The organism is Acidimicrobiia bacterium, from assembly GCA_041393965.1.
Lineage (GTDB): Bacteria > Actinomycetota > Acidimicrobiia > Spongiisociales > UBA5794 > UBA5794.
Window position 1 is genome coordinate 182,213 of record JAWKJB010000003.1, and the last position, 22,901, is coordinate 205,113.

Sequence of the window (22,901 nt, forward strand, 5' to 3'; positions counted from 1 at the left end):
GGTGGCTTGAGGGTACCCGGAGAGTCGATGTATCGGCGGTTCAGTCTCAGGTGGGCATCCGGATCGGTTGCTCCCGTCGGTGTTGCGTCGTCGTTCCTCGCTCGGCTCGTTGGTCTCAGGTCGCGGACGCTCGCAGGGATCGTCATCGACTGCGGCACGATCCACACGATCGGTATGCGCCGCCCAGTCACCGTCGTGGAAACCTCCATCTTCGGCGTCGTGACGGCTGCAACCGTGGTTCGGCCCAACCGGATCTACCGTCGACGCACCGGCACGGTGCTCGTCGAGATCAAGGACGGTGAGGACGCACCGTCCGTCGGGGACCGCATCTCGGTTCTACCATGCCCGATCGATGCCCGGCACCCTCATTCTGTGCGCAACACCGATCGGCAACCTGGCCGACATCAGCGAACGCCTCGTTGAGGCACTCGCCTCGGCTGATGTCATCTTCGCCGAGGACACACGCCGAACCGCAAAGCTCCTTGCCCGGATCGGTGTTGAGACGCCGATGCGGAGCTACTTTTCTGGCAACGAGCGCTCCCGAAGTGCCGAGCTGGTCGAGCTGCTCACGGCCGGATCCACCGTTGCGGTGGTCTCGGATGCGGGAACGCCGACCGTCTCGGACCCGGGTGCCTCTGCGGTCGCGGTGGCGGTGGACTGCAAGGCGACGGTCACGGCGATACCCGGTCCGAGTGCTCCCGCCACCGCTGTCAGCGTGTCGGGGTTCGACGGTGACCGCTTCGTGTTCGAAGGGTTCCTTCCGAGGAAGGGGAGGGAACGGGAAGACCGTATCCGTTCGATCGCGGACGACACACGAACGACGGTCGTGTTCTGCGCCCCATCGAGGGTCGGTGCCGACCTGACCGACCTCGTGTCAGCCATGGATCCCGACCGACGGGTCGTCGTGGCGCGGGAGCTGACGAAACTCCACGAGGAGATCTGGCGGGGCACGATACGGGACGCGGCCGGGCACTGGAATTCCGTGGAGCCCCGCGGTGAGTTCACCGTGGTCATCGAAGGGGCTGCCTCGGCGACGCCGAGCCTTACCGAAGCCGTCGCAGCGACGGTGGCCCGCATCGAACAGGGAACATCGATGTCCCGAGCGGTGCGGGAGATCGCGACGGAACACGGGGTCCGTCGGGGTGAGCTGTACGACGCGGTGCTCGACGCCGGCGTGTGATCTCGAGGGTCTCCGGGCTCAGGGCTGGAGATTCGTCCGGCAATCAAGGCAGACGCCTCTGCCGTGATACTCGCGAAGGTCTGCCGTCCCCTCGCAGAAGATGCAGGTCGCTTCGAGCTTCCGAAGCACGATGCCACCGTTTTCGACCGTGATGGCGAGTTCGTCGCCTTCATGGATGTTGAAGAGTCGCCTCGTCTCGGCCGGAACCACGATCCGGCCGAGGTCGTCGATCTTCCTGACGATGAGAGTGTCCAAGGTGGGGGCCTCCGTTCACCATCGGTCGCGGAGTGTTGGGGGGGGCGCGACGAACCCATAGTACCGACTCTCGGATCACCGCGCAGCGCGAGCAGGGTGACGGCTGGAACCCGTCCGAATCGTCGCCCCGGTAGCATCGAGCTCATGACGCAGAACGCCAAAGCGAAGGTTCTTGTGGCCGTTGCGTGGCCGTATGCGCAAGGACCTCTCCACCTCGGCCACATTGCAGGTGCCTATCTGCCCCCCGACATCTTCGCGAGGTACCGGCGTGCGATCGGGGACGATGTGTTGATGGTGTCGGGATCCGATGTGCACGGAACCCCGATCACGGTGAAGGCCGACGAGCTCGGTGTCACGCCAGAGGACATCGTCGCGAGGTACCACCCGGAGTTCCTCGGCTACTGGGAAGACCTCGACATCCAATGGGATCTCTTCACAACGACGGGAACCGACACCCATCGGCGCGTCGTCCAGGACTTCTTTCTGACACTCCTCCACAACGGCTACCTGTACACCGACACCACCGAACAGCTCTACGACGAGATGGAACACCGGTTCCTCCCGGATCGATATGTCGAAGGGATCTGCCCCAACTGTGGCTACGACAAAGCGAGAGGGGACCAGTGCGACCAGTGCGGGAAGACGCTTGACCCAACGGAGCTGATCGACCCCCGTAGCAGGCTGTCGGGCTCGACCCCCGTGCTTCGTGAGACCAAGCACTACTACTGGAAGCTCAGCGCATTCAACGAGCCCCTCCTCGCTTGGCTCAACGAGCAGGAAGGCTGGAGGCCCCATGTACTCAACTTTGCCATCGGAATGGTGACCGAGGGTCTCCACGATCGGGCATTCACCCGCGATCTCGAATGGGGCATCCCACTGCCGGTGAACGACATCGGACCCGGCAAGTCGATCTATGTGTGGTGGGAGGCGGTGATGGGGTACCTGTCGGCTCCGCAGGAATGGGCAGAGATCCACGGCGAGCCGGACGCATGGAAGGCATGGTGGGAGGATCCTGCGGCTGAGTCGTATTACTTCGTCGGCAAGGACAACATCCCGTTCCACGCCATCTACTGGCCCGCACTGCTGATGGGCCACGGCGGGTTGAACCTCCCGACGAATGTCCCCGCGAACCAGTATGTCACCTTCGGGGGCCGGAAGGCATCCAAGTCGCTCGGTGTCGGGAGACCGTTGTCGTGGTACCTCGACACCTTCGAACCGGACGCCCTTCGGTACGCGATCGCCCGGAGCCTTCCCGAAACCAACGACAGTGAACTGCCCGATGACGAGATCGTCAGAAGGATCAACGATGAGCTCCTCGCAACATGGGGCAATCTCGTGAACCGGGTCGTAGCGATGACCGGCCGGTACTTCGACGGTGTCGTGCCCGATCCGGGCGACCTCGATGTCCTCGACGAGGCAGCGATTGCCGCGACCGCTGCGACCCTCACCGAGGTCGGCGCCTTGATCGGAGAGGTGAAGCTGCGCGCCGGAATCGAACGGGCAATGCAGGGTGCCCAGGCGGCCAATGCCTACCTGAACGAGCGCGCACCGTGGAAGACCGCGAAGACCGATCTCGAGCGGACCGGCACGACCCTGTGGGTCGCGCTCCAGATCATCGCGACGAACGCCGTTGCCTTGTATCCGTACCTCCCTGCCACCTCGCGAACCGTGCTCGAGGCGTTCGGGGTTCTCGATGCTGACGCACCGATCCTGTGGGAGGAGCCGAGCGTCACACCCGGGACGAACCTCGCCGAGTTGCCTCCGCTGTTCGGGAAGGTCGAACTGGAACCCGAGGAGTAGATCGTGTCGGATCCCTCGATCGATCAGGATCTCCGCTGGGTCGACACGCACGGACACCTGTTCATGATCGACAGTCCGACCGATGCGGTCCTCGGGCGTGCGATCGACCGCGGCGTGGACTGGGTCGTGTGCCCCGGTGTCGACGCAGCGTCGTCCGCGGCCAGCGAGTCGCTTGCCCGGCTCCATCCCGGACGCGTCCGGTGGTCCGCCGGGCTCCACCCTCACGAAGCGACCCGTTGGCCCCAGGACGCCGACACGCTTGCTGACCTCGCAGCAAGGGCCGATGCCGTAGGTGAATGTGGGCTCGACTACTACCGAAACCTGTCACCTGTGCAAGACCAGCGAGTCGCCTTCCGTGCCCAGCTTCGGTTGGCGGGAGACCTGGGGAAGCCGATCATCATCCACTGCCGTGACGCGTTCGCGGATGTCTACGACCTGCTCGATGGGGCCCAGCTCGGTGCGCGAGCGGTGCTGCACTGCTGGACCGGTGGCCCGAAGTGGACGAGACGGTTCGCGGCGCTCGGCGTCACCTTCTCGTACGCGGGCCCGCTCACCTATGACACCGCCGAGACACTCCGACTCGGCGCGAAGCATGCACCCCCGGCACGCACGATGCTCGAGACGGACAGCCCGTATCTGACCCCCGAACCGCTGCGTGGCATGCCGAACGAGCCCGCCCATGTCCACCTCACCGGGGCGGTGCTTGCCGAGGTGTGGGGGACCACGGTTGCCGAGGTGGCGCGTTCCACGACCGCAGTGGCCACCGGGGTGTTCGGCCATGGGTGAGATGTTCGACGACGGGATGCAGGTGCGAAGCGAGATCCGCAGGCTCCTCGTCGATCACGACCGTCGGCCACGCAAGGCCTACGGGCAGAACTTCCTCGGGGATCCCGACACCGTTGCACGCATCGTGGCAGCGGCGGGAGTGGGTGCCACGACCGATGTCGTCGAGATCGGCGCAGGGACGGGTGCCCTGACCCTTGCGCTCGCGGCAGCGGCACGCCGCGTGGTGGCGTACGAGGTCGACCACGGCCTCGAGTCGATCCTCGACGAGGTGCTTTCGGGTCTCGACAATGTCGATCTCCGCTTCGCAGACGCAAGCCGCGTGGATTTCAACCGATCGCTCGAAGGGTCCCCGTGGACGATGGTCGCCAACCTTCCATACAACATCGGTACCGGCATCCTGCTCGACACCCTCCAAACCGTGCCAAAGATCACGCGGTGCGTGGTCATGGTCCAGCGCGAGGTTGCAGACCGCCTCGTCGCACCGCCGGGTTCGAAGACCTACGGCATTCCGTCCGTGATCGTGGCGCTGTACGGATCGGCCCGTAAGGCGTTCGCAGTCCCTCGGGATGTCTTCGAGCCCGAACCCCGCGTCGATTCGTCCGTTGTCGTCATCGATCATGTGGTCCCGCCCGACCACGCCGACCGAGCCGTCGAGATCGCGTCGGTCGCGTTCGGCCAGCGCCGAAAGATGCTCCGCCGCAGCCTTACGAGCAGTCTCGACGAGTCGGTGATCGTCAGCGCAGGCATCGACCCCACCGCACGACCCGAGACCCTCGCACCGGGTGACTTCGTCGCCATGGCCGCGGCAGAGGCGGAGGCAGAGGCGGAGCGATGAGAGCCCTCGCGCATGCCAAGGTGAATCTCGCGCTGATCGTCCGCCCCCGTGCCGCGGACGGGTATCACCCGCTGCGGGGCATCTACCAATCGATCGACCTGTGCGACATCGTCACGGTGGAACCCGCGAGGAGCGACCAGATCGAGGTCTCGAACGGCGAAGCCCCCGAAGACGAAACGAACCTCGCGTGGAGGGCTCTCGAGGCACTTCGGCGCGCGGGGCGTGATCCGAGGCCGTGCGTGTTGAGAATCGACAAGCGGATTCCGTCAGGGGCCGGGCTTGGAGGCGGAAGCGCCGACGCAGCAGCCACGATCGGGTTGCTCCGTGACCGCTATTCGGTCGACCGCGAGTTCGTCATCGAGCTCGCATCTGCGCTTGGAGAGGATGTGCCGTTTGCACTCACCGGGGGGTCGGCGATCGTTCGCGGGCGGGGTGACATGATCGACCCGATCGAGCCGCTTGCCGGCTTCGCCCTCGGTCTCGTCGTCCCGCCTTTCTCATTGGCGACTCCGGCGGTGTTCGCCGAGTGGGACCGGCTCGGCGGGCCCGAGGACCACGCGATCCCGGATTCGGGCCTTCCTCCGGCACTCCGGGGTCGTGAACCGATCCGCAACGACCTGTACCCAGCGGCGCGATCCCTCGATCCCAGGATCGCGGAGTGGCGGGACGAGCTGGCGTCGCTGTGGCATGGACCGGTCGCGATGACCGGTTCGGGTTCGGCGTTGTTCGGATTCTTCCCGTCCCTCGATGAAGCGGCCGCTGCGGTCGCGGAGGTACCGATCCCGGCGCGAGCCGCCGTGGCGAGTGATCTCGTGGAGCGCGGGTGGAGGCGAATCGATGACTGACCCGTACGGCGCCCACCCTTGCCCCGCCCCTACACTTCGGCGTCGCATCACGCGATGGGGGGTGGTGTAATTGGCAGCACAGATGGTTTTGGTCCATCGGGAACGGGTTCGAGTCCTGTCCCCCCAGCCGGTAATCGAGGAGTGAGAGTCGTGGACCCATGAGCACGAGTGTCATCATCCTGGCCGCCGGGAAAGGAACCCGCATGCGGACCGGGTGGCCCAAGGCGCTCCACATGGCAGCCGGACGAACCCTGCTTGATTGGGCGATCGACATCGCAAGGGGAGCGGAACCGAGCGAGATCAGCGTGGTGGTGGGATACGAAGGGGCCGCTGTGGACGCTGCGTGTCCAGACCATGTCACGGTCGTGACCCAGGAACCACAGCTCGGCACCGGTCACGCCTTCCAGGTCGGGCTGGCCGGCCTCGCGACGCTCGACACCACCATCATCGTGGTTCCGGGCGACATGCCGCTCATCACGCCGGCATCGATTCAAGCGCTCATCGAGGAGCACACCGAGGCGGGCAATGCCGCGACGGTGATGACGGTCGAGATGGATGATCCGACCGGGTACGGCCGCGTCGTTCGGTCGGAGGGATCCGTTTCGGCCATTGTCGAAGAGCGCGACGCCACCGACGAGCAGCGGGCGATCCGCGAGGTGAACACCTCGGTCTATGTCTTCGATGGCCCCATCGCTTCTGGCGCGATCAGCGGCGTGACCGATGACAACGACCAGGCCGAGTATTACCTGACCGACATCGTCGGCATCCTTGTCGAAGCTGGCCACCGTGTTGGTGCCGTCACCGTGCCTGCCGAGGAGGGGATCGGTGTCAATTCCCAGGCACAGCTCGCCAAGGTGTCGCACATCCTCAGGCAGCGCATCAACGCACGACTTCTCGACGCGGGGGTGACGATGATGGATCCGGAACGGGTGTACATCGATGCCGGGGCCGATGTTGCATCCGGGGCGCAAATCCTTCCGGACACCTACCTCCTCGGCGCCACCTCGGTGGGGCCCGGTGCGGTGGTTGGACCGTCGGTCGAGGCAGTCGATTCGATGATCGGTGCCGGGGCACGCGTGCGGTATGCGGTGCTCGATACCGCGGTCGTCGGGGCCGACGCGAGCGTCGGCCCATACGCTTACCTCCGGCCGGGGGCAGTCCTCAAGGAAGGGGCCAAGGCCGGGACCCATGTGGAGATCAAAGCGTCGGTGATCGGCAAGGGCTCGAAGGTGCCGCACCTGTCCTATATCGGCGATGCCGACATCGGCGAGGATTCCAACATCGGCGCAGCAACGGTGACCGTCAACTATGACGGGTTCGAGAAGCACCGCACGATGATCGGGGACCGAGTCCGGATCGGGTCCGACACGATGCTCGTTGCACCGGTCACGGTTGGTGACGACGCCACCACGGGGGCCGGGTCGGTCATCACCCGAAATGTGCCGCCGGGCGCGCTCGGCATCGAACGGAATGACCAGCGCAACATCGAGGGCTACGCTGAGAAGCGCCGGAAACGAGCTGAGAAGGAAGCAAGGTAGATGCAGCGTCCCGGACTCAAGCGAATGCTGGTGTTCTCAGGGTCGGCAAATGTGGAACTTGCTGAGGAAGTGGCAAAGCTCCTCGATGTCGAACTCGGCGGAGTCGAGCGTTCGCGCTTCGCCGATGGCGAGATCTACATCCGATTCACCGAGTCAGTTCGCGGCGCGGACTGCTTCGTGATTCAGAGCCACTCCAAGCCGATCAACGAACACATCATGGAACAGCTGATCATGATCGATGCGCTCAAGCGTGCCTCTGCGAAACGGATCACTGCCGTGGTCCCCTTCTATGGCTATGCCCGTCAGGACAAGAAGGGGCGTCCCCGGGAGCCGATCACGGCGCGCATGATGGGCGACCTGTTCATCGCGGCGGGGGCGGACCGGCTCGCAGCGGTTGACCTCCACACGGGGCAGGTCCAAGGGTTCATCGATGCTCCGTTCGACTCCCTCACCGCGCTGCCGCTCTTCACCGATTACCTCAAGAACCGGGAAGACGGACCGCTGACCGTCGTATCGCCTGACTCGGGCGGCGTCAAGCGGGCAACTCGTTTCGCCCATCACCTCAACGCCGAGGTGGCGTTCATCTACAAACGCCGCCGCACCGACGCACGAAACCAGGTGACGGCCAGCCATGTGGTCGGCGATGTCAAGGACCGCCATTGCATCATCGTGGACGACATCATCGACACGGCGGGAACCGTCGTCGCAGGTGCAGAGCTCCTCATGGCCCGAGGCGCCGCATCAGTCAAAGTGCTTGCGACCCACGGCGTGCTCTCCGGCCCCGCCATCGACCGGCTCAAAGACGCTCCGTTCTCGGAGATCGTCATCACGAACACGCTCCCGGTATTGCCACAAGCCATGTCCCTGCCGAATCTGACCGTGTTGTCGATTGCTCCGATCGTTGCCGGAACCATCGAGGCGATCTTCAACGACAGTTCGGTCAGCGAGATCTTCAAGGGCGAGAACACCTGAGCCCATCAACCGTGCGCTGATGAGCATCGACGCTGCAGGGATCACCGACATCGTTGAGGAAGGTTTCCGCGCCTACCAGCGTCGCGAACGGGCACTGACGGCACGGGCGTTCGTTCGGTTCGAGGCACGAGACTGGGCATCGGGCCGGAAGGACGCGCTCGAACGCATCGATGCGTATGGGATCAGCCTCGACCAGACCATCGAACGCCTCAAGGCCGAGGGGTTCACGACCGCGCAACGCAGCGAATGGTCCAAGGCGCGGGATGCGTTCGCCGAGATCTATCGTGATGACCCGTTCGTCGACATCGCAGAGACCTACTTCAACTCGCTCGCGCGGAAGATCTTCACGACCGCAGGCATCGATCCGATGCTCGAGTTCCTCTCGGATCCCGATGACCCCCGCCGTGAGGCGATGCCCGTCACCCGCATCTATGACGCGACCACGGGTTCGACCCGTTGGATCCATGAGGTTGCACGGGACTGCCGGTTCCATGTGTCGTGGGCGGACATGAACCGCGATGTCGTAGCTGCGATCGAGCGATTCCCGTTCCAACCGGTTGAGGTCGAGATCGTGAACCGGCTCTTCTTTCGCGGTCGGGCTGCCTACCTCGTCGGTTCCTTCACCGACGGTGAGGACACCGTTCCTTTCGCGTTCGCCATCCGGCACGCCGCCCGAGGGATTCGCATCGCAGCCGTCATGATCGGGGAAGCCGATGTGTCGATCCTGTTCTCCTACACGAGAGCGGCCTTCCAGGTTGCGTCCGACGCCCCCCGCGATCTCGTCGATTTCCTGTCGGAGCTGCTCCCGCACCGCGCAGACGCCGAGCTGTGGGCCGCCATCGGATACCGCAAACAGGCCAAGACCGAGCGGTATCGCGACATCATGCGGTATCTCGATACATCAGACGATGTGTTCGAGCCTGCTCCCGGCGTGCCCGGACTCGTGATGGTCGTGTTCACGCTTGCGGGGTATGGGGTCGTCTTCAAGGTGGTGAGGGACCACTTTCCGCCCCAGAAGTCCGTTACCCCGAGCCAGGTCGCGCAGCGGTATCAACTCGTGGCACGACACGACCGAGCCGGCCGCCTCGTCGAAGCACAACGCTTCCACGACCTTCGCCTTCCGGCGGACCGGTTCCGATCCGATGTTCTCGATGAGCTCGTGAGCGAGGCGTCCCGGAATGTGACCGTGACGGGGGATCAGGTGAACTTCGCGACGATCTATGTCGAGCGGAGGGTGACGCCGCTCGACATCCACATCCGTGTGTCGGACCCTGCTGAGGCCGAGCGCGCGATCATCGACTACGGCGCTGCTATCAAGAACCTCGCCGCATCGAACATTTTCCCTGGTGACATGTTGTTGAAGAACTTCGGTGTGACCAGTCGCGGTCGGGTGGTGTTCTACGACTACGACGAGCTCACCGAGCTCACCGAGTGCCGTTTCAGACGGTTCCCCTCCTCTGGTGATGGTTTCGACGACCTCGCCCCGACACCTTCGTTCGGGATCGGACCAAACGATGTGTTCCCCGAGGAGCTTCCCCGGTTTCTTGGGCTCAACGACGAGCTACGGAGGGCATTCTACGACCGACACGCCGACCTGTTCGAACCCGAGTTCTGGCTCGATGTGCAGCGCAGGATCGAGTCAGGGGAGACGATCGAGATCCTTCCATACCGGCGGTCCCGCACCTTGTGAGGCGGCAACCCCGGTCATTCGGTGACCTCGTCGATCCACGCGAGGTATCCCTCGCTCGCCTGCTCGATCGGAAGCATCAGGATCGGTGGAACCTCATACGAGTGCATCGATGCGATCGCAGCCTGCACTCGGTCGTAGAGACCTGTGCGGGTCTTGCAGATCAGGAGGAACTCGTCATCGTCGACGACCTCGCCCTTCCATGTGTACACGCTGGCGACCGTCACGATCTGGACCCCGGCGGCGAGGCCGTCCGACACGAGGCGACGCGCGATGGCATCCGCCTCCTTGCGGTCCCCACAGGTCGCGAGCACCAGCGCATGATCCGACATGGGACCATGATGGCACGACAGACGACTCGTAGAGGCGTCCGGACGCTTCAACCGGCACGCCACTAAACTCGCTGTCTGCATCCTCAGCCGAATCCGAGGAGATCACTCATGCAGCAGGAGACCCTGCGCGCGACCAAGCGCACGACATCGGGAAGCCGTGCTTCACGCCGGCTTCGGGACCGGGGTCGTGTGCCGGCAGTGGTCTACGGGTCCGGCCTCGATACGACGGAAGCCGTTCATGTCGACCGTCGTGAGTTGTACGGTGTGCTCCACACCGATGCCGGCCTCAACGCCATCATCGAGGTCGACATCGAAGGCGCTCAAGTCCTGACGGTCGCCCGTGAGATCCAACGCGACCCGATCAGAGGGACGATCTCGCACCTCGACTTGATTCAGGTCTCGCTCGATGTCGAGATCGAGGCCGAAGTCCACATCGAATACACGGGTACTCCCGTCGGTGTGGTCGACGATGGCGGCATTGCCGAGACGCTTGCCGCCTCCATCACGATCAGTGCCCTTCCGAACGCAATCCCGGCCTCGATCGAGGTGGATGTGACGCATCTCGGACTTCACGACACGCTGACCGTCGCCGATCTCCCCGAGGTGGAGGGTGTGACCTATCTCGCAGACGAGGGACACCCGCTGCTCACCGTTGTCACGCCCGCCGCGGAAATCGTCGAAGAGCCGGAAGTCGACGAGCTCGAAGGCGAAGAGGCGATCGAGGGCGAAGAAGGCGACGAGGCCGCTGCCGACGCCGTCGAGGAAGCCGAAGACGAAGAGGGTTGACCACAGAGTCGTCCGCACGCCTCATCGTTGGGCTCCGCAACCCCGGATCCGGTTACGACAGGACGCGCCACAACATCGGCTCCGTGGCGGTCGCAAGGTTCCTCGATGAACACGGTCTGGATCTCAAGCGTGCCCGTCAAGGTATCCGCGCGGACATCGCCGAGACGAACCTCAGCGGGAATCGAATCGTCGTGACGGTCCCGCGGACCTTTATGAACGAATCGGGGCAGGCGGTCGCTCCGCTCGTGAAGTACTTCGGTATCGCGGCGGCGCGGATGCTGGTGGTCCACGACGACATCGATGTTCCGTTCGGCAAGCTCAAAGTCACCGATGGTGGGGGCCACGGCGGGCACAACGGCGTGCGGTCGATCATCGGGTCCCTCGGATTCGACGACTTCTGGCGCCTGAAGATCGGTGTCGGGAGACCTCCGAGCGGTGTGGATCCTGCCGATTTCGTCCTCGACCGTTTCCGTCCCGACGAGAGGGAATCGATCACGGTGACCGCGTACCGCGGCGCCGAGGTGATCGAGTCGTTCGTTGTCGACGGGGGGGAACGGGCACGGCAGCATGCGGGCGAACTCAACATCTGAGGAGAACGATGACTCGATATGTCGGGGCGATCGATCAGGGGACCACGAGCTCGCGATTCGTCGTCGTCGATGATCGAGGCTCGATCGTTGCGAGAGCCCAGACGGAGCATGCCCAGATCCTCCCGCGACCCGGATGGGTCGAGCACGACCCATCCGAGATCTGGCGCAACACCGAGTGGGCGATCTCGACGGCCCTCGACGAGGCCGGTCTCGTGGCGTCCGACCTTGCCGGCGTTGGTATCACCAACCAGCGTGAGACCACCGTCGTGTGGGACCGCTCGACCGGGAGACCCGTTGCGAACGCGATCGTGTGGCAAGACACGAGGACGGCGGAACTCTGCCGCTCGATCGCAGAGCGGGTTGGCGAAGATGTCCTCCGACATCGAACGGGCCTTCCCGCCGCAACCTACTTCTCGGGGCCGAAGGTCCGGTGGCTGCTCGACTCGGATCCAGCGATCGCAACTGCGGCGTCCCGTGGAGAGCTGGCCTTCGGGACCGTTGATTCGTGGCTTGCGTTCCGGCTGACCGGCCGCCATGTCACCGATGTGACCAATGCGTCGAGGACGATGTTGATGGATCTCCGGACACTTGAGTGGGATGCGGATCTGTGCGACGCGATCGGGGTTCCCGCGTCGATGCTTCCGACGATCGAGGCGTCCGTCGCGCAGTACGGGCCATGTGATGGTGTCCTCGCGGGCACGCAGCTGCGTGCCATCCTCGGCGATCAGCAGGCAGCCCTCTTCGGGCAGGCTGCGTTCGCTCACGGCGACACCAAATGTACCTATGGCACCGGCGCCTTCCTGTTGACCAACACAGGTACCGTGCCGGTGCCATCCACCGCCGGGCTGCTGACGACGGTGGCATATCAAAGGCAAGGGCACGATGCGCGGTATGCCCTTGAGGGATCGGTTGCCGTCGCGGGGTCGTCGGTGCAATGGCTGCGCGACAATCTCGGTCTCATCGAGCACTCGGCCCAGGTCGAGGAGTTGGCTCGGCAGGTGTCCGACAACGGCGATGTGTATTTCGTTCCTGCGTTCTCGGGGCTGTTCGCACCGCACTGGCGTCCCGACGCGCGAGGGGTGTTGGTCGGTCTCACCCGATTCAGCAACAGGGGGCATGTTGCTCGCGCCGTACTGGAAGCAACGGCATTCCAGGTCAAGGATGTCCTCGTGGCGATGCGCAACGACACGAAGACGAGCCTCGATGAACTCCGGGTCGACGGGGGAATGGTTGCCAACGAGCTCCTGATGCAGTTCCAGGCGGACATCCTCGACATGGATGTCGTGGTTCCCACCCAGATCGAGACCACGGTCCTCGGAGCCGCATATGGGGCGGGAATCACCGCAGGGATCTGGTCGGGAGCTGATGATGTTCGCGACCGATGGACGGAACGGGAACGGTTCACACCTGGTCTGACGGTCGAACGAAGAACCGAACTCGATCGGGGGTGGCGAAAGGCCGTCGAGCGCTCCCTTGGCTGGGCCTGAGGCACTCCAGGCCGTTGTGGCTCAACGGGTGACCGTCCGTCGGCGTGATGATGGCGGAGTGGTCCCCGACCAGCACCCATCGCCGGCGATGCAACAGGCGGACAGCCGGATGCGGGCGCGACGGGCACCCTGCCCACGGTGCCGGAATCGCTTAGGCTCCGGGACCATGTCGATCCCGAACCTCCTCGCTGTGACCCGGCTCGTGCTCACCCCCGTCGCGATGGTGCTGATCCTCCATTCGCCACAGGGGCGTGGTTACGCGTACGCCGCGGCAATCGTGTTCGGTGTCGCCGCCGCAACGGATTTTGCTGACGGCTATCTCGCCCGGAGGTGGCGTATCACGACCACACTCGGCGCGTTCTTGGATCTCGTCGCGGACAAGGTGCTCATCACCGGGTCCCTGATCGCGCTCGTGGCGATCGGGGCGACTTCGACCTGGGCCGCCTTCCTGATCATCGGAAGGGAGGTGGCGGTGATGGGGCTCCGATCCGTCGCAGCACTCGATCATTTCTCGGTTCCTCCTTCGATCTGGGGGAAGTGGAAGGCGACGGTCCAGTTCGTTGCGATCTTCTTCGCGATCCTGCTTCTCGATGTCGAGATCGGCCCGCTGCGTCTCGATGAGTGGCTGATGTGGGTTGCTGTCGGGGTCACGCTGCTGTCAGCAGGTGACTACTTCTCCCGATTCCGGTCCGTGTTGTCACGGAAGGACCGCGCTGGGTAGCGGCGCGCGGCTGCGCGGCGCAACCCTGGGTTCCCACTCGGTCTGAGCCGACTGGCAGCCCTGGGCTCTACCCAGGGTTAGCCTCCGGCCTTGTGTCTGCTCCGCTCCGCGCGCTCGTCGAGGCTTGGCGCCCGGCCCTTGATCCGCCGGTTCCGGGGCGTTTCGTCGTGCCACCGGCGGTCAGGGCGTTCATGCTCGCAGGAATGCTCGAAACGGCCGATCGGCCCCTCTTGGCGATCGTGGCGGGAGATCGCGAGGCTGAGGAGCTCGCTGAGGACATCGAGCTGTTCACGGACGAGGTCCATCATCTCCCGGCCTGGGAAACGCTCCCCTTCGAACATGTGTCGCCCAACATCGTCACGATGGGTCGAAGGGTCGTTGCCCGCCACGCCCTCGACGCAGCGTACAAGGGCGTCGTCGTCGCTTCGGTTCGCGCGGTGTCACAGCGCCTGTCGCCGACGCGCACGGCACCGGTGCTCCTCGAGGCGGGCTCCACCCATGATTTCGATGATCTCGTCACCACCTTGAGCCACATCGGGTACCACCGCGTTGATCGGGTCGAAGCGAGGGGTGACTTCACGGTGAGGGGCGGCATCATCGACCTTTTTCCGCCGGAGGCAAACACCCCGATCCGGCTCGACTTCGTTGGTGACACCCTCGACGAGATCCGCACCTTCTCGGTTTCCACACAGCGTTCCGATGAGCGCAAGGACACCGTTGCCGTGTTCCCTGCCCGCGAGCTCCTCCTCACCGAGGAAGTCCGCGACCGGGCGCGGGCCCTGATGGTCGAAGCGCCGTGGGCAGCCGCGACATGGGAGCGCATCGCCCAAGGGGTCGCATTCCAGGGCATGGAATCGTGGCTGCCCTGGTTGTCGGAACCGGCGACGCTGCTCGATGCCAAGACTCCGACCGTGGTCGTGTTCGATCGTTCGCGATGCGCCGAGCGCCTCGAGGAACTGATTCGCGAGGAAGCCGATCTCGCAGAGGCACTGTCGGGGACATGGGGAACGGGGGAACCCGCCCCGAGCGATCATCCTCCCTTGTATCTCCCCCTCGACATTGACTCGGTCGGCGACCACCTGCTCGAGGCGGCTCCCCACGCCGCCGGGCCCGGTGATGATGGATACTCGCTCGGTGCCCTCGACGGGACCCCGGGTGATCCCGAGTCGATCGCCTCAGCGATCAACCGGTGGTCCGCTCGCGGCGTGTCGATCATCGTCGCAATGGATGGTGAGGGTGCCGCCAACCGGGCGGCAAAGGTCCTCTTGGAGGGGGGAGCCGACCTCCCGGTCATGTCGGAGCTCACAACGATCAGTCAGGCGGTGACCCCGACCGGAATCCACGCGGGGTTCATCCTTCCCTCCGCGGGCGTTGGGGTTGTCGGCGAGCGGGAGGTGGCTGGGAGACGCCGGGCCCATCGCCGCCTCCGGCCCGGCCACGGACGAGTTCCGAGGGATGCTTACCGCGACCTCAACGAGGGCGACTTCGTCGTGCATCACCATCACGGGATCGGCCGGTTCGCCGGCCTCGTGCATCGCGAGATGGCAGGCGTGGAACGGGACTACCTGCTGATCGAGTACGCAGCAGGAGACCGCCTCTATGTCCCGACCGATCAGCTTGCCGCCGTCACACGGTACACGGGTGGAGAGTCGCCTCGCCTATCGCGTATGGGTGGTGCCGACTGGAACCAGGTCAGGTCCCGGATACGCAAGGAGGTCGCCGTGGTGGCCGACCAGGTCGTCGCGCTGCACCGCAAGCGTGCCGCCGCCGCCGGGCACACCTTCGGACCCGACACACCATGGCAGCACGAATTCGAGGCCGCGTTCCCGTACGAGGAAACTCCGGACCAGCAGCAGGCAATCCTCGATGTCAAGGCTGACATGGAATCCGAGCGGCCCATGGACCGCCTCATCTTCGGTGATGTCGGCTTCGGCAAGACCGAAGTCGCCATCCGAGCCATGTTCAAGGCCGTCCAGGGAGGCAAGCAGGCCGCAATGCTTGTGCCGACCACACTTCTCGCCCAGCAGCATTTCGCAACCTTCGAGGACCGCTTCGCCCCGTACCCGGTTCGGGTCGAGATGCTGTCCCGTTTTCTGACACCCGCCCAGCAACGGGAGGTCATCGCCGGCCTTGCCGACGGCACCGTGGACATCGTGGTCGGCACGCACCGACTGCTGTCCTCCGATATCGCGTTCGGCGACCTCGGTCTCGTGGTGGTCGACGAGGAGCAGCGCTTCGGCGTGGCCGCGAAGGACGCGCTTCGCGAGCTGCGTACCAGCACCGATGTGCTGACACTGACGGCAACACCGATCCCGAGGACGCTCGAGATGGCGCTCACCGGGATCCGCGATGTCTCCAACATCCGGACCGCACCACAGGACCGGCATCCGATCCTGACCTATGTCGGACCATACGACGAGCAGGCCGTTTCGGCCGCGATCCGGCGCGAGATGCTGCGCGAGGGCCAGGTGTATGTCGTGCACAACCGGGTCCAGTCGATCGACCACGCCGTCACCCGACTTGCGGCGCTGGTGCCGGACGCTCGGATCGGGGTCGCCCACGGACAGATGGGTGAAGCCCAACTTGAGCAGGTGATGTTCGACTTTTGGAACCGCCAATACGATGTTCTCGTGGCCACAACCATCATCGAATCGGGGCTCGATGTCCCGCAGGTCAACACGCTCATCGTTGAGCGTTCCGATCGGTTGGGGCTGGCGCAGCTCTATCAGCTCCGTGGGAGGGTCGGGCGCTCGAACCAGCGGGCATACGCCTACCTGTTCCATCCGCCGGAGGAACGCATCGGCGAGGATGCCTACCGGCGTCTCGAGGCGATCGGGCAGTTCTCCGACCTTGGGAGCGGCTTCGAGCTCGCGATGCGGGACCTCGAGATCAGGGGGGCTGGCAGCGTGCTGTCCGAGACGCAATCGGGCCACATCGCAGCGGTCGGGTTCGACCTGTACACGGAGCTCGTTGCCGACGCGGTCCTTGAACTGCAGGGAGGGGGACCACCGGTTCCGGAGCCATCACCGATCCGGATCGACCTCCCACTCGACGCCCATCTCCCCGACGGCTATGTGTCCGGTGTTGAGACCCGCCTCGAAGCGTACCGGCGTCTCGCTGCGGCTCGGAGCCTCGACGATGTCCACGATGTCGTTGCCGAATGGCGTGATCGTTTCGGCGACCTGCCGGCGGCGGCCGAGGCCCTGATCGCGGTCGCCGAGCTCCGGGTCGAAGCGGCACGGCTCGGGATCGCCGAGATCCTCCAGACGCGGGACGAGGTCCGGATCAAACCCGTGGCTATGCGGGCATCCCAGGAGGTTCGGTTCAAGCGAATTGCACGGGACGGTTTGTTCCGCAACGGCACCGTGTACCTCCCGGCATCATTTGTGGGCACGACCGATCCCGCAGGTGCGATTGTCGGCTTCCTCCGTACAATGTGGCCTGCATCCGACGATGCACCCCCCGACTCGCACGACACCAGGTAGCAATTCGATGCCTTTGATCCGACCAGCCCGACCTCGTCGTTTCGCCGCCATTGCCGCGTTCGCGGTGCTGGTCGCCGCCGGCTGTGGGAGTTCGACCGGGGGAGCAGCGGCGGTTGTGAACGGCGTCTCGATCGAAGACTCCAGCGTCTACGCACTCGGTGGGCTCGATGCGCAAGCCGACACCGTGTCCGGGAGCGAGTTCCGAGATGCACTCTCGCTCCTCATCATCCAGCAAGCTCTGCTCGAAGCCGCTGACGAAACCTATGGTCTCGGGGACCTGTCGGAACCCGACGCCCTTGAGGCGTTCATGAATGATCTCGAACCGAGCGAGGCCAACGCCATCAACGATGCGATCGACGCCGGTGTCTCCCAGGGGCGAGATCCCGCCGCAACACGCTCGTATGTGACCACCCAGCAGCACATTGCGACGGCCGTGTCAGAAGCGATCATGGCTGATCCCGTGTTCTTGTCCGATGTCTTCACCAACAGCCCCGAACTGCTGATGATGGTATGCGCCCGGCACATCCTCGTGGCGACCGCAGAGGAGGCGGACGAGGTCCTCACGAGGCTCGAGGCGGGCGAGGACTTCGGTGCCGTTGCGGGCGAAACGAGCCTCGACACCCAGTCGCTGGGAGGCGCGTTGCCGTGCCCGGCCTCTCCGTTCGTATTCGGACAAACGCTCGGACCGGTGCTCGCATCGGTAGCGGTCGGCGAGTTGACAGGTCCCGTTGAGAGCGAGTTCGGCTACCACATCATCGTCGTCGACTCACGGGACACGCCGGGGACCTTCATCGAATTGACGGGTGATCCCGATCGGTGGGTGCCGAGAGGCGTTATCGAAACCGAACTGACTGCCTGGTACAACGACGCACTCGCGCGTGCGGACATCATGGTCAGGTCCCAGATCGGAACTTGGAACCCACAGGCGGATGCCATCAGCCCGCCGCCCGGTTCTCCCTGATGGCAATCACCGTCGTCGGAATCGGGCCAGCGGGTCTCGACCGGTGCGGTGCACAGCAACTCGATGCGATCCTGGATCCCGAGGTGGTCGTTGTCGTGCGAACCGTGAAGCACCCGGCCGCCGCGGAGCTGGCGGAGCGCCGCCCAGTGCAGTCCTGTGATGACCTCTACGACACCCACGATGACTACGACGAGCTGTACCGCGCGATCGTCACGAGGGTGCTCCAGATCGCTCGGGATCGTGATGTCGTGTATGGCGTTCCCGGGAGCGCCGTCGTGGGGGAGCGCAGTGTTTCGATGCTGCGCGATCGATGCTCCGACCAAGGCATTCCGATCCGCGTGCTGCCGGGCTCGTCCTTTCTCGACCTCGTCTACCTCGAAGCGGGTGTGGATCCTATCGCCGACGGCCTCCAGGTCGTCGATGCACGAATGCTGCCGGATCCCTTTCCCTTGCACCTGCCGACGGTCATCACCCAGGTCGATACGCCGCTTCGGGCTGCGGATGTGTCGGTCGCTGTCGGGAGAACCCTCGCGCCGGACCACGAGCTTGTCGTCCTCGACCGCCTCGGCGACGACGATCAGGTCGTTGAGCGCATCACGGTGTCGGACCTCGCGAACTACCGGGCGGGGTCGAGGACATCGGTGTTCATCGAAGCGACACCCGTTGGCTTGCTCGGCCTCGTCGCCACCAACCGGGTCCTCCGTCGCGAATGCCCGTGGGACCGCGAGCAGACCCATCACACCCTGTTGAGCCACCTTCTCGAGGAGGCATATGAGGCCGCCGACGCGATCGCGCTCCTGCCCCTCGATGCGCCCGATGGCCCCCCGGACTTCGGTGCCTATGCGGAAGTCGAAGAAGAGCTCGGCGACCTGTTGCTCCAAGTCGTGTTCCATGCAACGCTCGCGTCCGAGACCGGGGCCTTCGACATCGATGAAGTCGCAGAGACCATACGGGGAAAGCTCGTTGCCAGGCATCCCCATGTGTTCGGGGATGTCGTTGCCGAAACCCCAGGCGAGGTTCGGGCCAACTGGGAGCGTCTCAAGGTCGACGAGAAGCACCGCGAGAGCCTCATGGATGACATCCCCGTTGGCATGTCCGGTGTCGGGAGGGCGCACAAGGTGCAGCTCCGCGCCGCAAGTGTCGGGTTCGATTGGGAAGACCCGGTTGCGGTGCTCGACGACCTCCGGAGCGAGATCGACGAGTTGGTCGCAGCGGACTCCGACGACGAGGTCCATCACGAGGTCGGTGACATCCTGTTCGCAGCCATCAATGTGGCTCGGCTCAACGGCGTCGACCCCGAAACAGCCCTTCGGTCGAGCGTGAATCGTTTCATTGAACGCTTTCGCCTGATGGAGCAGCGGTTCGCCGCTGCGGGACGCACGATGAGCGACGCTCCGATGAGCGACCTCGACGCGGAGTGGGATCGCGCCAAGCAGTCCCTTGCGGACCATCCGACGACAAAGTCCTGAACGAAGCGAACCGGCGTCTACCCTCTGAGCCCTATGAGAGCTTCCACACGCATCACCGGAGTCCACGGACGGGAGGTCCTCGATTCACGGGGGAACCCGACCGTCGAGGCCGAGGTCAGGCTTGATGGCGGTGGTTTCGGGCGAGCGATCGCTCCATCGGGCGCGTCAACGGGTGCACTCGAAGCCGTCGAGCTGCGCGACGGCGGCGAGCGGTATGCAGGCAAGGGAGTTCTGACGGCCGTTGACCATGTCAACGGACCGATCGCTGATCGTCTCGCAGGGGTCGACGCGACGAGCCAGCAAGAGATCGATCAGCTCATGATCGATCTCGACGGGACGCCCAACAAGGGCAATCTCGGGGCGAACGCCATCCTCGCGGTCTCACTAGCGAGCGCCCGTGCCGCCGCGAGCGCCGTTGGGCTCCCGGCGTATCGGTACCTCGGCGGGCCCGGCGCGAGGGTCCTCCCAACTCCGTGTTTCAATGTGATCAACGGGGGTGCCCATGCCGCGAACTCGATCGACACCCAGGAATTCATGCTCGTCCCCGGCGGGCTCCCGAGCTACCGGGAGGCGCTTCGGGCCGGGGTCGAGGTGTATCACACGCTGCGGGGCGTACTCGCCAGCCGCGGCCACGACACGAATGTCGGCGATGAAGGTGGGTTTGCACCGAACCTCAAGAGTGATACCGATGTCCTCGAGACCCTCATCGAGGCGATCGAGCGGTCCGGATACACGCCGGGCTCCGACATCGCCATCGCGCTCGATGTTGCGGCATCCGAGCTCCACAACGACGACCGGTATCGCCTGTCGGGAGATTCGCTTTCGTCGTCGCAGATGATCGACCATCTCGAAGCGCTCGTCGGATCGTATCCGATCGTCTCGATCGAGGATGGCCTTGACGAGGCCGACTGGGATGGCTGGACGGAACTGACGCAACGACTCGGCACTCGTTCCCAGATCGTCGGGGACGACCTTCTCGTCACCAATGTGGACCTCTTGGAACGAGCGATCGACGCCGATGTCGCGAACGCAATTCTCATCAAGGTCAACCAGATCGGATCGCTTTCGGAGACGCTGCACACGATCGATGTTGCGGAGCGGGCGTCGTATGGCACGATGATCAGCCATCGTTCAGGCGAAACCGAGGATTCTTTCATTGCCCACCTTGCGGTGGCGACCAATGCCGGTCAGATCAAGACCGGCGCACCGGCGCGAGGTGAGCGCACGGCGAAGTACAACCAATTGCTTCGCATTGAGGAGAATCTCGGGCAAGATGCGAGATACGCCGGCTGGGATCGATTCCGGAAGTACCTATGACCGACACGCTGATTCGTGAGGAAGAGGAAGCGCAGCCGTCGCGGCGGCGCCGGAAGCGTTCGCGGTGGCCAACGGTGCTCTTCATCGCGCTCGTGGTATCGCTCGGTCTCGTCGCCTCGGGTGTTCTGCCCCTTCAGCAGTACCTCAATCGGGAGAACGAGGTGAACGGGGCCAGAGACGAGCTTCGGGTGATCGAGGACGAGAACGCGAGGCTCTCCGCCGATGTCGACGCGCTCCTCACCGATCAGGAGATCGAGCGTGTTGCGCGTGAGCAGTACGGGTTCGTGCGCCCAGGGGAGATCGGGTACGCGGTCATCACCCCCGACATCGACGACACGGCGCCGTCACCTGCCGCCACCGATACGCCGGTCGACGAACCCGGCTTCTTCGAGCGCATCTGGCGCTTTCTCACCGGTGACGATGTCGTCACCGATGGATGACGAATCCGTCGTAGCGATTCAGATCGGTCGTCCCCCGCGTTCGGCGGTGACGGTGCGGGCGCGATGTCACCTCCGGCTGCCGGTCGCCATCGAAGTTCCTCCCGTGCTCGATGACGGGACCCCGTTCCCGACCCTGTACTGGCTGACCTGCCCGCTCGCCGTCACCCGCATCAGCCGGATCGAATCCCACGGTGGCGTTCGCGCCGCCTCCGAGCTGCTTGCCTCGGATCCCGACATGGCTGAGACGATGGCAGCGACCCATCGACGATACGCAGCAGAGCGTGACTCGCGACTTCCCGCTGACTGGGATGGCCCCGTTCCCTCCGGTGGTGTTGCTGGGTCGATTGGCGGCGTCAAGTGCCTTCACGCCCAGTATGCGGACACGGTCGCAGGGAATCAGAACCCGATCGGGGAACAGGTCGCGGTGGAGATCGAACCACTGGACTGTCTGGTTGGGTGTGTGGTCGACGGTGGCGACGGTGTGGCGATTCCGAACCCGGAATGGTCGGAACCGGTATGACCGTCGCCGCGATCGACATCGGAACCAACTCCATGAGGCTTCTCATCGTGTCCGATCGGGGCGATGAGCTCCACCGCGAGGTCGTCGTGACCGGACTTGGGACGGGTGTCGATGCGACGGGCCGGTTCGAGCCTTCGCGGGTTGCAGAGACCCTCGCGGTGATGGAGGCATTTCGGTCGAAGGTCGACGCTTTCGGTTCCGGCACCCTTGGCGCGGTTGCGACTTCGGCGACCCGGGACGCGGTCAATGGTCACGACTTCGTCGGTGCGGTCGCGAGCCGGATCGGCGTGACACCTGCCATCGTCACCGGGGAGCGTGAGGCCGAGCTGTCGTTTCGTGGAGCCATGATGAACCTGGCGCAGCAGCCGACGCTTGTGATCGATGTGGGTGGTGGATCGACCGAGTTCATGCAGGGCATTACCCGACCCGAGATGTCGGTGAGTATCGACATCGGTTCGGTCCGCATCACCGACCGATGTCTGCCGGATCACCCCACGACCGCTGGCCAGATTCGGGTCGCTCGGGCGCTTGCCGAAGAGCTGTTTGCGCCCGTTCCGAAAGCCGATGGGGCACGCGTCGTCGGCGTTGCCGGAACCTTCACGAGCCTTTCGGCGATCGCGTCGGGTCACCCGACATATGACCGTACGGTGATCGACGGATCGTCGCTGACCCTGCACCAGATCGATGGGCTCGTGGAGCGTTTGTCGGTGATGACGCTCGCGGAACTCGAAGCGATCGGCCCGCTGGATCCTCGAAGGGCGCCCGTCATCGTCGGCGGCGCCATCGTCGCAGCGGGCGCCCTTCGTGCTGTTGGCGCCGAGGTGGTCACCGTGAGCGAATCGGATCTCCTCGACGGGCTTGTCCTCGAGCTGCTCACAAACAACAGCCGTTGAGG

22 protein-coding genes and 1 tRNA gene are annotated in these 22,901 nt (G+C 64.7%); 21 read left to right on the top strand and 2 right to left on the bottom strand.

Translation table 11 applies throughout. The features are described 5' to 3' along the window. Nucleotides 1–27 precede the first annotated feature (27 nt). Together R2823_09590 and rsmI are read left to right on the top strand one after the other, a co-directional pair. Complete coding sequence (locus R2823_09590; GenBank protein ID MEZ5176441.1) at nucleotides 28–423, top strand: hypothetical protein; 396 nt, start codon at nucleotides 28–30, stop codon at nucleotides 421–423. Next, nucleotides 353–1,180, top strand: a complete 828-nt coding sequence (rsmI, locus tag R2823_09595) for a 16S rRNA (cytidine(1402)-2'-O)-methyltransferase (protein ID MEZ5176442.1) — start codon at nucleotides 353–355, stop codon at nucleotides 1,178–1,180. Before R2823_09590 ends, rsmI begins: the two co-directional genes overlap by 71 nt. A gap of 18 nt (nucleotides 1,181–1,198) precedes the next feature. Here the strand turns inward: rsmI and R2823_09600 are convergent, their stop codons facing one another. After that, nucleotides 1,199–1,435, bottom strand: coding sequence for an AbrB/MazE/SpoVT family DNA-binding domain-containing protein (locus R2823_09600; protein ID MEZ5176443.1), 237 nt, complete (start codon nucleotides 1,433–1,435; stop codon nucleotides 1,199–1,201). A 144-nt stretch (nucleotides 1,436–1,579) separates the two neighbouring features. Here R2823_09600 and metG point away from each other — a divergent pair, with 144 nt between their 5' ends. The 8 genes from metG (at nucleotide 1,580) to aceK (ending at nucleotide 9,901) form a co-directional block, all read left to right on the top strand. After that, nucleotides 1,580–3,235, top strand: a complete 1,656-nt coding sequence (gene metG / locus R2823_09605) for a methionine--tRNA ligase (protein MEZ5176444.1) — start codon at nucleotides 1,580–1,582, stop codon at nucleotides 3,233–3,235. Between the two features lie 3 nt (nucleotides 3,236–3,238). Next, nucleotides 3,239–4,021: a TatD family hydrolase gene (locus tag R2823_09610; protein ID MEZ5176445.1), complete on the top strand. Its 783-nt coding sequence runs from the start codon at nucleotides 3,239–3,241 to the stop codon at nucleotides 4,019–4,021. Then, entirely contained in the window at nucleotides 4,014–4,856 is an 843-nt protein-coding gene (gene rsmA, locus R2823_09615) for a 16S rRNA (adenine(1518)-N(6)/adenine(1519)-N(6))-dimethyltransferase RsmA (protein ID MEZ5176446.1), read from the top strand. The genes R2823_09610 and rsmA overlap by 8 nt, the downstream gene beginning before the upstream one ends. Beyond that, nucleotides 4,853–5,701 carry a 4-(cytidine 5'-diphospho)-2-C-methyl-D-erythritol kinase gene (locus tag R2823_09620; GenBank protein ID MEZ5176447.1) on the top strand — a complete coding sequence of 283 codons (849 nt, stop codon included), beginning with the start codon at nucleotides 4,853–4,855 and terminating at the stop codon, nucleotides 5,699–5,701. The genes rsmA and R2823_09620 overlap by 4 nt, the downstream gene beginning before the upstream one ends. A gap of 55 nt (nucleotides 5,702–5,756) precedes the next feature. Continuing rightward, nucleotides 5,757–5,828: transfer RNA gene (locus R2823_09625), tRNA-Gln, on the top strand. 31 nt (nucleotides 5,829–5,859) lie between these two features. After that, nucleotides 5,860–7,239 (top strand): bifunctional UDP-N-acetylglucosamine diphosphorylase/glucosamine-1-phosphate N-acetyltransferase GlmU, encoded by a 1,380-nt coding sequence (gene glmU / locus R2823_09630; protein MEZ5176448.1) that lies wholly within the window; start codon nucleotides 5,860–5,862, stop codon nucleotides 7,237–7,239. Beyond that, the gene (locus tag R2823_09635) at nucleotides 7,240–8,211 is read left to right on the top strand and encodes a ribose-phosphate diphosphokinase (GenBank protein ID MEZ5176449.1); all 972 of its coding nucleotides are present in this window, start codon (nucleotides 7,240–7,242) and stop codon (nucleotides 8,209–8,211) included. Between the two features lie 19 nt (nucleotides 8,212–8,230). Next, nucleotides 8,231–9,901: a bifunctional isocitrate dehydrogenase kinase/phosphatase gene (gene aceK / locus R2823_09640; GenBank protein MEZ5176450.1), complete on the top strand. Its 1,671-nt coding sequence runs from the start codon at nucleotides 8,231–8,233 to the stop codon at nucleotides 9,899–9,901. 14 nt (nucleotides 9,902–9,915) lie between these two features. Here aceK and cutA read toward each other — a convergent pair whose 3' ends face one another. Then, entirely contained in the window at nucleotides 9,916–10,230 is a 315-nt protein-coding gene (gene cutA, locus R2823_09645) for a divalent-cation tolerance protein CutA (protein MEZ5176451.1), read from the bottom strand. A gap of 108 nt (nucleotides 10,231–10,338) precedes the next feature. Between cutA and R2823_09650 the strand changes: the two genes are divergently transcribed. The 11 genes from R2823_09650 to R2823_09700 all read left to right on the top strand — a co-directional run bounded on the left by R2823_09650 (nucleotide 10,339) and on the right by R2823_09700 (nucleotide 22,899). Continuing rightward, on the top strand, nucleotides 10,339–11,016 hold the full coding sequence (locus R2823_09650; protein MEZ5176452.1) for a 50S ribosomal protein L25: 678 nt from the start codon (nucleotides 10,339–10,341) through the stop codon (nucleotides 11,014–11,016). Further along, nucleotides 11,013–11,606, top strand: coding sequence for an aminoacyl-tRNA hydrolase (pth, locus tag R2823_09655; protein MEZ5176453.1), 594 nt, complete (start codon nucleotides 11,013–11,015; stop codon nucleotides 11,604–11,606). Before R2823_09650 ends, pth begins: the two co-directional genes overlap by 4 nt. An 8-nt stretch (nucleotides 11,607–11,614) precedes the next feature. Continuing rightward, nucleotides 11,615–13,093, top strand: a complete 1,479-nt coding sequence (gene glpK / locus R2823_09660) for a glycerol kinase GlpK (protein MEZ5176454.1) — start codon at nucleotides 11,615–11,617, stop codon at nucleotides 13,091–13,093. Between the two features lie 166 nt (nucleotides 13,094–13,259). Further along, the gene (pgsA, locus tag R2823_09665; protein ID MEZ5176455.1) at nucleotides 13,260–13,814 is read left to right on the top strand and encodes a CDP-diacylglycerol--glycerol-3-phosphate 3-phosphatidyltransferase; all 555 of its coding nucleotides are present in this window, start codon (nucleotides 13,260–13,262) and stop codon (nucleotides 13,812–13,814) included. A gap of 92 nt (nucleotides 13,815–13,906) precedes the next feature. Further along, nucleotides 13,907–17,299 carry a transcription-repair coupling factor gene (gene mfd / locus R2823_09670; GenBank protein MEZ5176456.1) on the top strand — a complete coding sequence of 1,131 codons (3,393 nt, stop codon included), beginning with the start codon at nucleotides 13,907–13,909 and terminating at the stop codon, nucleotides 17,297–17,299. A 7-nt stretch (nucleotides 17,300–17,306) separates the two neighbouring features. Further along, nucleotides 17,307–18,260, top strand: a complete 954-nt coding sequence (locus R2823_09675) for a peptidylprolyl isomerase (protein ID MEZ5176457.1) — start codon at nucleotides 17,307–17,309, stop codon at nucleotides 18,258–18,260. Further along, nucleotides 18,260–19,729 (top strand): nucleoside triphosphate pyrophosphohydrolase, encoded by a 1,470-nt coding sequence (mazG, locus tag R2823_09680; protein MEZ5176458.1) that lies wholly within the window; start codon nucleotides 18,260–18,262, stop codon nucleotides 19,727–19,729. The genes R2823_09675 and mazG overlap by 1 nt, the downstream gene beginning before the upstream one ends. 33 nt (nucleotides 19,730–19,762) lie before the next feature. Next, complete coding sequence (gene eno, locus R2823_09685) at nucleotides 19,763–21,046, top strand: phosphopyruvate hydratase (protein ID MEZ5176459.1); 1,284 nt, start codon at nucleotides 19,763–19,765, stop codon at nucleotides 21,044–21,046. Next, nucleotides 21,043–21,486 (top strand): septum formation initiator family protein, encoded by a 444-nt coding sequence (locus R2823_09690; protein ID MEZ5176460.1) that lies wholly within the window; start codon nucleotides 21,043–21,045, stop codon nucleotides 21,484–21,486. Before eno ends, R2823_09690 begins: the two co-directional genes overlap by 4 nt. Then, on the top strand, nucleotides 21,479–22,006 hold the full coding sequence (locus R2823_09695; protein ID MEZ5176461.1) for a DUF501 domain-containing protein: 528 nt from the start codon (nucleotides 21,479–21,481) through the stop codon (nucleotides 22,004–22,006). The genes R2823_09690 and R2823_09695 overlap by 8 nt, the downstream gene beginning before the upstream one ends. Then, nucleotides 22,003–22,899: an exopolyphosphatase gene (locus R2823_09700; protein MEZ5176462.1), complete on the top strand. Its 897-nt coding sequence runs from the start codon at nucleotides 22,003–22,005 to the stop codon at nucleotides 22,897–22,899. The genes R2823_09695 and R2823_09700 overlap by 4 nt, the downstream gene beginning before the upstream one ends. Nucleotides 22,900–22,901: the final 2 nt, after the last annotated feature.

What these genes read in the sequence shown, in the direction of transcription:
- R2823_09635 (MEZ5176449.1), top strand. Translation starts at nt 7,240, where the DNA reads ATGCAGCGTCCCGGACTCAAGCGAATGCTGGTGTTCTCAGGGTCGGCA.
- aceK (MEZ5176450.1), top strand. Translation starts at nt 8,231, where the DNA reads ATGAGCATCGACGCTGCAGGGATCACCGACATCGTTGAGGAAGGTTTC.
- glmU (MEZ5176448.1), top strand. Translation starts at nt 5,860, where the DNA reads ATGAGCACGAGTGTCATCATCCTGGCCGCCGGGAAAGGAACCCGCATG.
- cutA (MEZ5176451.1), bottom strand. Translation starts at nt 10,230, where the DNA reads ATGTCGGATCATGCGCTGGTGCTCGCGACCTGTGGGGACCGCAAGGAG.
- pgsA (MEZ5176455.1), top strand. Translation starts at nt 13,260, where the DNA reads ATGTCGATCCCGAACCTCCTCGCTGTGACCCGGCTCGTGCTCACCCCC.
- metG (MEZ5176444.1), top strand. Translation starts at nt 1,580, where the DNA reads ATGACGCAGAACGCCAAAGCGAAGGTTCTTGTGGCCGTTGCGTGGCCG.
- R2823_09590 (MEZ5176441.1), top strand. Translation starts at nt 28, where the DNA reads ATGTATCGGCGGTTCAGTCTCAGGTGGGCATCCGGATCGGTTGCTCCC.
- mazG (MEZ5176458.1), top strand. Translation starts at nt 18,260, where the DNA reads ATGGCAATCACCGTCGTCGGAATCGGGCCAGCGGGTCTCGACCGGTGC.
- rsmA (MEZ5176446.1), top strand. Translation starts at nt 4,014, where the DNA reads ATGGGTGAGATGTTCGACGACGGGATGCAGGTGCGAAGCGAGATCCGC.
- rsmI (MEZ5176442.1), top strand. Translation starts at nt 353, where the DNA reads ATGCCCGGCACCCTCATTCTGTGCGCAACACCGATCGGCAACCTGGCC.
- R2823_09675 (MEZ5176457.1), top strand. Translation starts at nt 17,307, where the DNA reads ATGCCTTTGATCCGACCAGCCCGACCTCGTCGTTTCGCCGCCATTGCC.
- R2823_09695 (MEZ5176461.1), top strand. Translation starts at nt 21,479, where the DNA reads ATGGATGACGAATCCGTCGTAGCGATTCAGATCGGTCGTCCCCCGCGT.
- eno (MEZ5176459.1), top strand. Translation starts at nt 19,763, where the DNA reads ATGAGAGCTTCCACACGCATCACCGGAGTCCACGGACGGGAGGTCCTC.
- R2823_09690 (MEZ5176460.1), top strand. Translation starts at nt 21,043, where the DNA reads ATGACCGACACGCTGATTCGTGAGGAAGAGGAAGCGCAGCCGTCGCGG.
- glpK (MEZ5176454.1), top strand. Translation starts at nt 11,615, where the DNA reads ATGACTCGATATGTCGGGGCGATCGATCAGGGGACCACGAGCTCGCGA.
- R2823_09620 (MEZ5176447.1), top strand. Translation starts at nt 4,853, where the DNA reads ATGAGAGCCCTCGCGCATGCCAAGGTGAATCTCGCGCTGATCGTCCGC.
- R2823_09700 (MEZ5176462.1), top strand. Translation starts at nt 22,003, where the DNA reads ATGACCGTCGCCGCGATCGACATCGGAACCAACTCCATGAGGCTTCTC.
- R2823_09650 (MEZ5176452.1), top strand. Translation starts at nt 10,339, where the DNA reads ATGCAGCAGGAGACCCTGCGCGCGACCAAGCGCACGACATCGGGAAGC.